General features: G+C 61.8%; 13 protein-coding genes and 1 rRNA gene. 3 read left to right on the top strand and 11 right to left on the bottom strand.

What is annotated here, in order from left to right; translation table 11 throughout:
* Positions 1 to 110: ribosomal RNA gene (locus tag H620_RS0113420) — 16S ribosomal RNA — on the bottom strand; the annotation flags it as partial.
* 458 nt (positions 111 to 568) lie between these two features.
* Here H620_RS0113420 and H620_RS0113415 point away from each other — a divergent pair.
* Positions 569 to 1,459, top strand: coding sequence for a formate/nitrite transporter family protein (locus H620_RS0113415; protein WP_027907492.1), 891 nt, complete (start codon positions 569 to 571; stop codon positions 1,457 to 1,459).
* Positions 1,460 to 1,462: 3 nt separating this feature from the next.
* Here the strand turns inward: H620_RS0113415 and H620_RS0113410 are convergent, their stop codons facing one another.
* Complete coding sequence (locus H620_RS0113410) at positions 1,463 to 2,557, bottom strand: MBL fold metallo-hydrolase (protein WP_027907491.1); 1,095 nt, start codon at positions 2,555 to 2,557, stop codon at positions 1,463 to 1,465.
* Between the two features lie 221 nt (positions 2,558 to 2,778).
* Here H620_RS0113410 and H620_RS0113405 point away from each other — a divergent pair, with 221 nt between their 5' ends.
* Positions 2,779 to 5,364, top strand: coding sequence for a bifunctional diguanylate cyclase/phosphodiesterase (locus H620_RS0113405; RefSeq protein ID WP_023379098.1), 2,586 nt, complete (start codon positions 2,779 to 2,781; stop codon positions 5,362 to 5,364).
* Between the two features lie 5 nt (positions 5,365 to 5,369).
* Here H620_RS0113405 and H620_RS0113400 read toward each other — a convergent pair whose 3' ends face one another.
* Both H620_RS0113400 and H620_RS0113395 read right to left on the bottom strand, forming a co-directional pair.
* On the bottom strand, positions 5,370 to 5,690 hold the full coding sequence (locus H620_RS0113400) for a DUF2025 family protein (RefSeq protein ID WP_023379097.1): 321 nt from the start codon (positions 5,688 to 5,690) through the stop codon (positions 5,370 to 5,372).
* A gap of 117 nt (positions 5,691 to 5,807) precedes the next feature.
* Positions 5,808 to 6,719: a LysR family transcriptional regulator gene (locus H620_RS0113395; protein WP_027907490.1), complete on the bottom strand. Its 912-nt coding sequence runs from the start codon at positions 6,717 to 6,719 to the stop codon at positions 5,808 to 5,810.
* Positions 6,720 to 6,832: 113 nt separating this feature from the next.
* Here H620_RS0113395 and H620_RS0113390 point away from each other — a divergent pair, with 113 nt between their 5' ends.
* Complete coding sequence (locus H620_RS0113390) at positions 6,833 to 7,591, top strand: SDR family NAD(P)-dependent oxidoreductase (protein ID WP_023379095.1); 759 nt, start codon at positions 6,833 to 6,835, stop codon at positions 7,589 to 7,591.
* Positions 7,592 to 7,618: 27 nt separating this feature from the next.
* On the opposite strand, the gene H620_RS0113385 is transcribed toward H620_RS0113390, so the two are convergent.
* From H620_RS0113385 to H620_RS0113355, 7 genes are all read right to left on the bottom strand, one after another.
* Complete coding sequence (locus H620_RS0113385; RefSeq protein WP_023379094.1) at positions 7,619 to 8,485, bottom strand: efflux RND transporter periplasmic adaptor subunit; 867 nt, start codon at positions 8,483 to 8,485, stop codon at positions 7,619 to 7,621.
* A gap of 12 nt (positions 8,486 to 8,497) precedes the next feature.
* Positions 8,498 to 8,704: a DUF1656 domain-containing protein gene (locus H620_RS0113380; RefSeq protein ID WP_023379093.1), complete on the bottom strand. Its 207-nt coding sequence runs from the start codon at positions 8,702 to 8,704 to the stop codon at positions 8,498 to 8,500.
* Complete coding sequence (locus H620_RS0113375; RefSeq protein WP_027907489.1) at positions 8,691 to 10,679, bottom strand: FUSC family protein; 1,989 nt, start codon at positions 10,677 to 10,679, stop codon at positions 8,691 to 8,693. Before H620_RS0113375 ends, H620_RS0113380 begins: the two co-directional genes overlap by 14 nt.
* A 192-nt stretch (positions 10,680 to 10,871) precedes the next feature.
* Entirely contained in the window at positions 10,872 to 10,988 is a 117-nt protein-coding gene (gene ccoM, locus H620_RS27595; protein ID WP_023379091.1) for a cytochrome c oxidase subunit CcoM, read from the bottom strand.
* A 134-nt stretch (positions 10,989 to 11,122) separates the two neighbouring features.
* Positions 11,123 to 11,284, bottom strand: a complete 162-nt coding sequence (locus H620_RS27195) for a hypothetical protein (RefSeq protein ID WP_023379090.1) — start codon at positions 11,282 to 11,284, stop codon at positions 11,123 to 11,125.
* A 67-nt stretch (positions 11,285 to 11,351) separates the two neighbouring features.
* Positions 11,352 to 11,678: a hypothetical protein gene (locus H620_RS0113360; protein WP_023379089.1), complete on the bottom strand. Its 327-nt coding sequence runs from the start codon at positions 11,676 to 11,678 to the stop codon at positions 11,352 to 11,354.
* Positions 11,679 to 11,786: 108 nt separating this feature from the next.
* Positions 11,787 to 12,482: a M949_RS01915 family surface polysaccharide biosynthesis protein gene (locus H620_RS0113355; protein ID WP_023379088.1), complete on the bottom strand. Its 696-nt coding sequence runs from the start codon at positions 12,480 to 12,482 to the stop codon at positions 11,787 to 11,789.
* Between the last annotated feature and the right edge of the window lie 2 nt (positions 12,483 to 12,484).

Raw genomic sequence — 12,484 nt, 5'->3', positions numbered from 1 at the left:
TCACCCGTCCGCCGCTGAATCAAGGAGCAAGCTCCCGTCATCCGCTCGACTTGCATGTGTTAGGCCTGCCGCCAGCGTTCAATCTGAGCCATGATCAAACTCTTCAGTTCAATACTGCTTGGGTTTTTAAGAAACCCTAAACTTGGCTCAGCAATCTCAAATGACTATGTGATTTCTCGCATGGCCACTTGTGATGCTGATAATCTTTGTGACTATCAGTCCGTACTCACAAGCACCCACACGAATTGCTTGATTCGATTTGTTAAAGAGCGTTTGGCTAAGAGCGTTTCGTCTCAACCGAGGCGCGCATTCTACGCTTTCCTCATTTGCTGTCAAGCGTTTATTTTGAAGTTTTTGCGAAGCTGCTTTCTTGCAAAAGCGTTCAACTTCAACAACTTACCGCTTGCCTCGCTGCGTTTGTCGCTGCGAGGTGGCGAATAATACGCGGTTTGAAATCAGAGTCAACACCTTGATCTGAAAAAACTTTCCCCTGCCGTTCCTCGCCTCCTGCGCAACTAATGAAGGCGTGCTGGATCTGTAGAGGAACACCCTATGGAGCGAAACGGCCATGCGCGAGGAACAGAACGACAAGACCCCCGGCCTGTCAGCGGACGAAGAGCAGGAGGTCAGCCAGAATCAACCGCCCAGGGCGGCGGTCTTGCACGAGATCATCCGCTTTCAGGGTGACCAGGAGCTGGAACGTACATTGGCCGCCTTGTGGTGGTCCGCGCTGGCTGCCGGGCTGAGCATGGGCCTGTCACTCATGGCCATGGGTCTGTTCTATGCCCGGCTGCCCGAGGGCGAGAGCGCCCAGGTGGTCGCCAGCATCGGCTACAGCGCAGGCTTTCTGGCGGTCATCCTGGCGCGCCAGCAGTTGTTCACCGAAAACACCCTCACCGCCGTATTGCCCGTGATGACCACTCCGACCCTGGCCAATTTCGGGCGACTGCTGCGCCTGTGGGGCGTCGTGCTGCTGGGCAACCTGGCCGGTACGCTGTTGGTCGCCTGGGTCATGCTCGAACTGCCGATTTTCGACACCAAGACCGACGTCGCCTTCCTGGAAGTGGGGCGCAAGGTCATGAAGAACGACATCAGCCAGATGTTCGCCAAAGGCATCGTCTCTGGCTGGATGATCGCCACCATGGTGTGGATGATCCCGTCGATGGAACATGCCAAGATCTGGATCATCCTGATGATCACGTATCTGATGGCGCTGGGCGACTTTACCCATATCGTCGTGGGGTCTGTGGAGGTCTCCTACCTGGTCTGGGCCGGGGAGCAGACCTGGCAGAATTTCTGGCTGGCATTCGCGCTGCCGACACTGGCCGGCAACATCATCGGGGGCAGTTTCATATTTGCCTTGATCAGCCATGCCCAGGTACGCAGCGACAGCGGCAAGCCCCCGTCGCAGCTATTGAAGGACGAGAAACGATCTTTCCGTGGACCGGATGGCCAATAGCCCTCAGCGGCTGGCCACGGCACGTTCAGGCACGCTGCCCTGCTCTGGCACGGGCCGTGGCTGCCACCAGTTCTGCCCCTCGTGAGGCGAGTCGATACTGACACGCTCGCCCATCTGCGGGGTGCACAGGCGAACCTGCGCGGCGGAGGTCAATTCGAGTATTCGTTCGAAGGGCTCCTGCCACCCATGAATGGACAGGTCGAACGTGCCATTGTGAATCGGCAGCAGCCAGCGCCCACGCAGGTCGAGGTGGGCCTGCAGACTTTGCTCGGGCTGCATGTGCACGTTCGGCCAGGCTACGTTATAGGCACCGGTCTCTATCAGGGTCAGATCGAAGGGACCAAAGCGCTCGCCGATCTGGCGAAAACCGTCGAAATAGCCGGTGTCGCCACTGAAGAACAGCTTCATCTGTTCGTCGATCACCACCCAGGACGCCCATAAGGTGCGATTGCTGTCGAACAACCCGCGCCCGGAGAAATGCTGGGCGGGTGTAGCCACGAAACGTACGCCATCGACTTCGGTCTCCTGCCACCAGTCCAATTGGGCGACCTTGTGCGCCGGCACACCCCATCCAATCAGCAGGTCTCCCACCCCCAGCGGCGCTAGAAAACGTTCGGTTTTGGGGGCGAGGCGGCGAATGGCCTGCTCGTCGAGGTGGTCGTAATGGTCATGGGACAGCACCACCGCTGCCAGCCGCGGCAAGTCGTCCAGCCCCATCGGTGGCGCATGGAAGCGCAGCGGGCCGGCCCATTGCACCGGCGAGGCACGCTCGGCGAATACGGGGTCGGTCATGAAAAACCGTCCACGCAACTTGATCAACACCGTGGAGTGGCCCAACCGCCAGAGGCTGTGATCTGGCGCATCGAGCACCTGCTGCCGGGTCATCGCCTGGAGACTGATGGCCGCTGCGGGTCGGGTTTCAGGCGGTTTGCGGATGAACAGGTACTTCAGGCCAATACGCAGTTTCTTCAACATGCCGTCCTGTGGCAGAAGCACCTGGTTGTGAAAGCGCCCGTCGCGCCGTGGCGCCAGCTCGCTGGCAGGGGTAGCCATCTGGACCATGAGCTGCAGGACTCCAAGCATGAGGAAAGCCTTCATGTTACCCCACAGCGCTCGCATCAACCGTGAAATGGCTTTTAAGGGCATTTTTCCGCGATCAAGCGCTGTTCACTCATGTCGGTGCGATCGATGCGATGAACGCTGTCATCGGTCAATTTCGCTCTCCACAAGGCCACGACACTCAAGCTGGCCTATCCTGAGTGAACCTTCCGAGGGGTTGACCTGCGGGAGCTCGGAGTTCACGAAGGAGTCGTTCGCCCATGGCCAGGACCGCCACCCTTCCTCTCGACACCCCCTCCCCGTCCCTACCGATGGGCCGTCTGGTCGCCGGCTTCTGCGCAGTATTCGGCCTCGCGTGCCTGGTGACCCTTGGGGCACTGTTCAACATCGCCGCCACCCTCGATCGACAGGAGCAGCAAAGCAGTACTTTCCATGCCACACAGGCCTTGGAGCAGCGCTTGCAGGCATCGCGACAATTTCTCTCCAGCTACGCGGTTTGGGACGCCGCCTACGAGCACCTGGCCAAGGTAGTGGACTGGCAGTGGGCGTATGAGGAGAAAAACGTCGGCGAGTCGCTTTACAGCGCCAGTGGTTACGAAGGGGTGTTCGTGGTCGATGACCAGCGCACCGGCTACGCCCTGTTCAAGGGCAAGCCCACCGAAGCTGCGGCCAGTAGTTACATCGACGCGCCGCTGGCCGACATCGTCGCCCAAGCCCGCCGTGCTGCCAGTGCACGGGAGCAAGTCACCCGCTTCGTGCTGTTCAACGGCTGGCCCGCCGTGTTGAGCGCCGCTGCGGTGCGTCCGGACAGGGACGTGCAGGACAGCGAAGTGCGGGAAGCGCCGGTCATGCTGTTCGTCGACCAGTTGACCGAAGACAAGCTGGCCCGGCTCGGCGCTGGCGCAGGCCTTGCGAACATGCACATCGAAAGAGACACACCCGGCTCACGGACGACCCAGCGTATTGCCCTGGGTGAAACCGGTTACCACCTGGCCTGGGACAGCCCATCGCCAGGGCGCCAATTGCTCTGGGCGGTACTGCCCCCGCTGCTGTGCGCGCTACTGGTATTGAGCCTGGTAATGCTGTATCTGTTCCGCCATGCCCTGCGCAGCGCCCGCGCCATCGACCTGAGTCTTGAGCGCCTGCAACAGAGCAATCGCGCCCTCGAGGCCAGCGAACAGCGTTTCAGGGCCGTGGCCGAAGCCGCTTCCGACTGGATCTGGGAAACCGACCGCCAGCAGCGCCTGACGTATCTGTCCCAGCGCTTCGTCAGCGTCACAGGCTACCCGGTCGACAGCTGGCTGGGGCAACCTATCAACCTGCTGCTGGCCTGCGATACCACGCCCCTGTCGACCTGGCTCGATGCCCAGGCCGAGGCCGACCCACAGCAACTGGCCAACCTGCGCTGTGCCTACCGCGACAGTACCGGACAGAACCGCTACTGCCGGATCTCGGCAAGGGCGATCATCTACGATGGCAAACCCTTCGGATTTCGCGGTACCGCCAGCGACATCACCGACGAGGTCGCGGCCCATGCGCGCATCCAGCATTTGTCCTTGCACGACCCGCTGACCGGGCTGGCCAATCGCAACAAGCTGTCCCGGCACCTTGAACAGGCGTTGCTGCAAGGAGGCGATGCCTGTTCGCTGACCTTGCTGTTGCTGGACCTGGACAATTTCAAGCCGATCAATGATTCCCTCGGCCACGCGGCGGGTGACGCGGTGCTGCAAGAGGTGGCCACCCGCCTGCGTGATACCACTCGTGATGTGGACCTGGTGGCCCGACTGGGCGGCGACGAGTTCGTCGTGGTGCTGGATGGCATCGACAACCGCAATGAAGTCGACCGGCTATGCGCGCGCCTGGTCGAACTGCTCAAGCAGCCGATCCTGTTCGAAGAACAGCCCGTGCATATCGGCGTCAGCATGGGCATCGCCCAGACCCGCACGCAAGGCTGTGATGCCGGTGAACTGATCCGCTGTGCGGATATTGCGCTGTATCAGGCCAAGGCAGAAGGCAAGAGCACCTGGCGCTATTTCGCCCCGGAAATGAACCAGCAGATCCAGTACCGTCGCCAGCTCGAAAACGATCTGCGTCGAGCCCTGCGCAACGACGAGCTGCTGCTGTACTACCAACCACGCTACAACCTCGACGACCTGCGCATCGTCTCGGTCGAAGCGCTGGTGCGCTGGCAGCATCCTCAGGAGGGGCTGCTGGGTCCCGATACCTTCATCCCGTTGGCCGAACAAAGCGACCTGATAAACGCCCTTGGCCGGTGGGTACTGCGCGAGGCCTGCAATACCGCCTACAGCTGGCCGGACAACCTGCTGATCTCCGTCAACCTGTCGCCCGCACAGTTCTTGCGCAGCAATGTGGTGGCCGATGTGCGCCAGATCCTGCTGGAGACTGGCTTCCCGGCTCAGCGCCTGGAGCTGGAGATCACCGAAAACGTGATGCTCAATGATATCGAGGGCGCCCTGGCCACCCTGCAGGCGCTCAAGGAACTGGGCGTGCGCCTGAACATGGACGACTTTGGAACCGGTTACTCCTCGTTGGGTTACCTGCGCACCTATCCATTCGACAGCATCAAGATCGACAAGCGCTTCATCGCAGGCCTGAACAACCCCAGCGCCAGCGATCGTGCGGTGGTCCAGGCAATCATCAACCTGGGGCAAGCCATGGGGCTGACAGTCACTGCCGAGGGCGTTGAAACCGCCCAACAGCTCAAGGCCCTGGAAAACGACCGCTGCCACGAGGTGCAAGGCTTTTTCCTCAGCCGGCCGCTGGACAAGGCAGGGTTCGAGGCGTTGCTGCAGCAAGCGCCCGGCCGCTCGCTCGATGCCTCCTGAGCGTGTTAGCGCAAACGGCGCTCGGCCAGGATTTCCGGCAGGTCGCTACGCCGCAGGTAAATGCGCAATGGCTCGCCGATATTCAAGCGGTCATCCACGTGTTGCGCGAGCAACAGGGCAAGCCGCGTCCGGCACAACGCCATGCGCTGTCCCGGCTCGGGCCGCCAGACGAATTCGCTGCATGGCGTGATGCTGTCGTCGGCCACATCCATGCCAAACGAGTCTTCGGAAAAACGCACGATATGAACCCCGCGCTTGCCGTGGAAACCCACGAACCCTTTGAGCTGGTCGGCGGCGTTGCAGATGTCCTGGGAGGAAATGGCCATGTCGTAACCTCGCAAAATAATGGGAAGTAACGCACGCCTGGCGGGGAACGGTTGCCTCTGACGGGCAACGCGCAGCGGCCAGCCTAGCGTAACTGGCCAGGCATTTGCCAAGAAATTTCAGTTTCGCGAAGGGTCGACCTGCGACGCCAACAGCACCGTCAGCCAGTTCATGAACGCCTGGACCCGACGCGGTACATGTTGTTGCCGGGCGTACAACAGTGACACCGGCATGGCGCGTGCCTGCCAAGGGTGAAGCACTGCCACCAGATTGCCCTGCGCCAGATGCTCGGAAACCCCAACCGCGGGGACCTGGATCAACCCCAGGCCGGCCAGGCAGGCGGCCGAATAGGCTTCAGCATTGTTGACCGTGACCACGCCGGCCATGGCTTGGTAATGCTGTTCGCCGTCCCGCTCGTACTCAAACCCTGGACTGCGCGCACCGAGGTTTCGGACATAATGCACCAACTGATGTCCGGCCAAGTCTTCGAGGCGGCTCGGCACGCCGTGGCGGGCCAAGTAGTCAGGGCTCGCGCAATTGCACATGCTCAGTTGGCCGATCGCCCGCGCCACCACATCCAGGTCGCTCAAGGCGCCGATACGCATCACGCAATCGAACCCCTCTCGCAGCAAATCGACTTGCCGGTCGGTGCAGCTGATTTCCACCTCCAGCCGCGGAAAACGCGCCAGAAACGCCGGCAATGCCGGAATGATCACCCGTCTGGCCATCATGGTCGGCAAATCGACGCGCAGGCGCCCAGCCAACTCGGCGTCATCGGCACGGAACAGGCTCTCGATCTCATCCATGCCCGACAGCAAGTCCTTGCTGCGCGCATAAAGCAGCGCACCATCCTGCGTGGCCTGCATCCGTCGGGTTGTGCGGTTGAACAGCCGGGTGCCGAGCAACCGCTCAAGGGCCCTGATCTGCTCGGAAACCGTCGAGCGCGGCAGACCCAGACTTTCGGCGGCCAGCGTAAAACTGTTGACCTCGGTCACCCGGACGAAAGTGCGCAGTAACGCCAGCTTGTTCATACGGACCCTCTGATTATTCGGACATGCCGAACAGTATTTCCGGTTTCGCGGGATTTAACAGCACAAGGACGACCAATAACCTTTCCTCATCGCCATCCCATGAGGAAATCGACATGACCCGCAAGATTGCCCTGATCACAGGTGCCAGCCGCGGCTTGGGCAGGAACACAGCCGAACATCTGGCCGCACGTGGCATCGATATCATCGGCACCTACCACAGCAAGGTGGACGACGCCCAAGCAGTGGCCAGCGCCCTGGAGCAGACAGGAGTCAAGGCTGCCATGCTGCAACTCGACGTCAGCGACAGCAGCAGTTTCAAGGCCTTCGCCGAACGCCTGAGCACCACACTGCGGGAGCGATTCGCGCGCGAGAAGTTGGATTTTCTGGTGAACAACGCCGGAATCGGCCTGAACGTGCCGTTCGCGCAAACCACCGAAGCACAGTTCGACCAGTTGCTGAACATCCAGCTCAAGGGACCGTTCTTCCTCACCCAGCAGCTGCTGCCTGTGCTGGCCGACGGTGGCCGCATCGTCAACATTTCATCCGGCTTGGCGCGCTTCGTACTGCCAGGCTACGCCGCCTATGCCGCGATGAAAGGTGCGATGGAGGTGTTGACGCGGTATCAGGCCAAGGAACTAGGCGCGCGGGGTATCCGGGTCAACATCCTTGCCCCCGGCGCGATCGAGACCGATTTTGGCGGCGGTGTGGTGCGCGACAACCGCCAGGTCAATGACTTCATTGCCAGCAATACAGCGCTGGGACGAGTCGGCTTGCCCGACGACATCGGCGCGGCGATTGCCCTGCTGCTCGCGGAGGGCAATGGCTGGATCACCGGGCAACGGCTGGAGGTCTCGGGCGGTATGTTCCTCTGAAGGTCTGCCGGGGCCGCTTTGCGGCCCTCACGGTTGCGGGTCGTCGTGCACTTGCACGCTGGCAGTCATCCCTGCACTCAGGTGCACGCCCTCGGGAATCTCGTCGAGTCGGATACGCACGGGAATCCGCTGGGCCAGCCGCACCCAGTTGAACGTCGGCTCTACCTCCGGCAACAGCTGGCTGTCCGGGTTGCTGTTGCTGTCGGTAATCCCCCGGCCGATGCTTTGTACATGCCCCTGCATCGCCTCGCCCGCGCCCATCAGCCAGACCTTCACGGTATCGCCCTCGCGGATGCTTGGCAGCTTGGTCTCCTCGAAATAGGCCTGGATGTAGAACGTCGAATCGTCGACCAGGGCCATCACCGCTTGCCCAGTATTCACATAGTTGCCTTCGGCCAGGCGCAGGTTGGTGATATGCCCACTTCGAGGCGCCCGCACCTCGCTGCGGGCCAGGTTGATCTTGGCGACCTGCAACTGGGCTTCTGCCTCGCGCAACTCGCCACGCGCGATGGCGGCGTTGATCTGGGCATTCTCGCGTAGCTCCGCGCTGATCGCGTCCGGCCCCAGCGCCGTGCGCCGCGCCGCTTCGCGCTCACGCAGGCGAACCTGTTGACGACGGGTCTCGGCCACGGCGCTGGCTTGCTCCACCGCAGCCTCGAAGCGCTCGCGGTCGATGCTCATGAGCAAATCACCGGCCTTGACCTGCTGGTTGTCATGAACGTTCAGCCCGCGGACCCAACCGGAGACGTCGGGGGCGATCACCACCACATCCGCACGCACACGCGCGTCACGGGTCCAGGGGGTGAGCATGTAGTACTGCCAAAGCTTGAAACCTGCGAGCACGGCAAGTGCCACCACGCAGAGGGTCACCAAGGTACGTACGACTGTACGCATCGACTCAACTCCTTACAAAGGTCCCAACGAACGCACCACCAGGTACAGCACGCAGACGAACAACGCCGCGTCGAACAACGCTTCGTGCCAGATCCAGCGCCCCAGGGGCGTGGCCTGGACCACCAGACGCAATACGCCAGTCACCACCAATGCCATCAAGACGTAGATCAGAAAAGGGCTGAGCAGCACGCCGCCCACCGCCCACTCACGCAAACCCATGGGCTTCCTCCTGCCAGCGACACCATTTACGCCAGCTTTTCTGCAATTGCAGCACCGCACCTTCGGCCAATCGCAGCGGATCGCTGGGTGGCTGACGACGCAAGACCTCGATGAAGCGCTCGCTGGCAGCATCCAGCTGCTCCCCACGCCCGGCTGCCGGCCCATTGGCCAACACGTGCTCCACTTGCTGCAGGTATTCGCGCTCGAAGCTGCCAATCGGCACGTTCGCCACCGCCAGGCACATGCGCAGGTGAACGAGTTCATCACCGATATCCAGGCCATGCAGGCCATCGTCCCATCGTTTGCGCTCAGCCTCGGGGAGTTCGCTGGCGTGATGGGCAAGCTTCATCAGGCGGTCGGCCATCCGTCCGCCGAACCAGCTGTCGGCACCCCGCAAATCACGTCGGGTCAGGCGCACCAGGTCGCTCTGGGTAGCGGCCCGCAGGCGTCGGCCAAGCCAGGCTGGGTGGCGCAACACCACCAGACGGAACGCCAGCACGGCCGCTCCGACCCCGATCAACATGGCCTGCGCGCTGTTGAGCATGTTCGCCACATCGAATTTCATGGTATTGAGCGGCGACACCAAGACGATGAAGTGCAGGCAATAGGACGTGGCCGTACCCGCCGTGCGAGGGTTGGCCATGCACAGAGCGCCGAAGAACAACGGCACGCCCATGCCCAGGCAAAGCATGGCGAAGCTGCTCCATTGGGGCAGGAGAATTTCTCCGACCAGAAATGCCACCGGAAACGCCAGCAAGATCCCACGCAGGAAGCTCAGGCCTATCTGTGCGCCATTCTCACGGCTGGCAAACAGGCTGCAGACAACGCAAGTCAACACCAGGCCGCCTGGCGCCGACGGCCAGGCGGTAGCCAGCCAGAAACTGCTCATGACCAGAAACGCCAACGCACTGCGGGCGCCGAACAGCAGGGCCAGCGGCAGGTCACGGTGCACGGCAAGGCCCGGCGCGGCATCCTTCGGCGCCCTGCCGGCCTCGACATCCTCCACCGCCTGGGTCGCGGCCATGGCAACGTCGATCAACAGCGTCATGCGCGCCAGACAATAGTGTTCTGCCGAGCTGATATGTTCATCGTGGGCCGCATCCCAGATACGCTGGCGCAAAACCAGCAAGCTTGGCTTGTCAGGCTGGATCAGCAGCGCCCGCACCTCCTCCAGCCAGGGCGCGATATGACCGGCTTCCTGCTCATCGAGCTGGCGCCATTGCCGACGCACCGAGCGCGAGATGCGCAACAGCACCATCAGTTTCTGGCTAAGCCCGCGGATGGCGCTGGCGCGCTGCCGCCCACGATTACCTTCGAACCAGGCGTGTTCACGCTGGGAATCGATGGCCACGATGCGTCCAAGAATCTCCAGCAATCCTTTACGCGCTTCGTCCTCCCCGCCGAGCATGGCGGCGGCCGCTTGCAGCCCGGTCTGCCAGGCCTGACGCGCCTGGCCGCTCAGTTGCTGCTCGACCCGCATTGGCCAGAGCAACGCGCTGGTGGCGGTAGCGCAGCAGATCCCCAGGCAGATTTCGGTGCAGCGGGCCACGGCCTGGTCGAACACCTGCAGCGGGTGATTGACTGCCGGCAGGGCAATGATCGCCACCGTGTAGCCAGCCAGAACGAAGGCATAGGCCCAGGCGCTGCGCAGCTGGGTCGAGGCCGCTGTGCACAACGCCAGCCACAGCGCCAAGGTGATCAGGAACAACCAGGGTGTCTGGGCGAACAACGCCATGAACACCACCGACATGATGGTACCGACCAAGGTCCCGGCCAATCGAGCCAGGCCTTTCTGCACCACCATCCCCGATAGCGGTTGAGCCACGATGAACGCGGTCATCAACGCCCAAGACGGCTGCTCCAACCCCCAGCGCATGGCCAGCCAGAGCGCCAGACCACCGCCGAGCACGGTCTTGATGGCGAACTTGATGGCGAGGCTGCTGGGAGCGAACAGGGCCTGGAAAGTGATGGGCACGAATCGGACCTTGCGGGGCTGGTTACAGAAAAGATAGACAACACGGAGAAGGATAATGCGGAGCCGATTAATTAGCTAGCTATCAATCTATTCAAGTCAGGCGATACCTGGCCTGGATTTAGCAAATCGCGGGCAAAAAAATGGGCGACCGAAGTCGCCCTAAATGCCTTGCGTGCACGTGAATCTGGAAGGTCAGCGCGGCTTGCGCTTGTTCGAATCCTTCCAGATGAAAAGTCCTAGACCGGCAAAGAATGCAAACATCAACCCGACTGTTACCACGCCAGCGATGACCACATTGTCGAAGAACATGTCGGCCTCCCATTCGTTTGCCGTTGTCCGATGGGTGCAAGGTATCTAATCGAGGGGAGTGAATAATTGATCGGTGTCAATGGTGCCCTGGAGCGGGCACGCGAGGCGGGTACAGGGTTGACCTGCGTCAAGTTTCAGCGCTTCTTGGGCTTGCCCTTGGGCTTCTTTTTCTTCGCGCCAGCCAGCGGCATGGCTTGCTCGAAGGCCTGACGCACTTCGTTCAGGCGCTTTTCCTTGAGGTCGTGAATGCGCTTGGCGCGTTCAGCATCGAAGTCGATGAGGTTGTCTTGGCTCATGGGTGGGCTCGACGGTCAGCAGAGTCTTGCATGATGAAGCCAGGAGCCGGTCATGACCAGTCCCTGGTCAGACTTCGATGTCCACCAGCAGCCCTTGGCGCGGCTGTTCGCCCATCAGTGGCGCGACCGGCACGGTGTTGTCTGCATTCACCTCGTCACCAGGCAGCGCAGTGTAGCGCTCATCATCGCCCTTCTTGCGACGCTGCTGACGCCGCTGCTCGTCGCGCAACAGCACGGCCTGCTCCTCGGGATCACGGTGCTGCTTGAGGTCGATGGCGCTTTCGCTGGAGGATGGCTGCGCGGGCACCACCGGCTTGATGTCGGGCGTCGGTTTGACCGGGTCCAGTTGCGAGGTGACCGGGACAGCACTGAGCGGGATGAGCGGCGGCAGCATGGGAGTTCTCCTGTAGCCACTGTATCGGCCGGCCAGAATCCGCCTTGAATCCTGGTGGGTATAAACCTGTGGTGTGTCACGGTCAGTGGCCGCCGATGAGGACGACGCTTACTCGGTGTCGTCCTCGGGGTCGTCATCGACCGGCGGGCTGGTTTCGCTCCAGGGGCGCTTGTAAACCTGCTGCCAGACCGCATCCATGTGCTCACGCAGGACCTGGGGCGCGTTCTTCAGCGATGCACTGTCGTCGCGCTCGCCACCGATCGGCTCCTCGCCCGCGGGCGTGATCAGCGACTGCCCGGTAATCGTGTAGCTTGCCTGCCCCTCACGTAGCTCGATGGAGATATCGTGCGGATCGATGCCACCGCCGCAGAAGGCATGGCTTGCCACTGTGACCTCGGCGACACCGTCCTTGTTCAAGTCGCTGACGTCACTGACATCGGTGTAGAAGTCCACATCCAGGTCCAGCCCCGGGCAACTGGTCTCCTGTTCGATCTGCCAGCGCGGCTTGAATGCGTCGCGCTCTGCGGCACGCCCATACAGGGTGGCCTTGAGCTGCACCTTGTCCACTTCCTGCTCGGTGTCAGGGTCGGTGGCCTGGCCATCGACGCGGCTCAGTACCAACAGGCCCTCGCCATCGCGGTCACGGAAGTGGACGCTCTTGATCGGCGTCTGCACCCCCAGCACCTCGAGCTGATCGACCGGGATCGCAGGCAGGGTCTCGAAATTCTTCTGTTCACAGGCGGCCAGCAGCAAAACGCTACTGATGGCCATTGAGGCGCTCAACCAGGGGTGCTTCACAGGCATAT

The sequence above is a fragment of the Pseudomonas taiwanensis DSM 21245 genome (assembly GCF_000425785.1).
Lineage (GTDB): Bacteria > Pseudomonadota > Gammaproteobacteria > Pseudomonadales > Pseudomonadaceae > Aquipseudomonas > Aquipseudomonas taiwanensis.
This window is presented reverse-complemented; position numbering and strand designations above follow the sequence as displayed.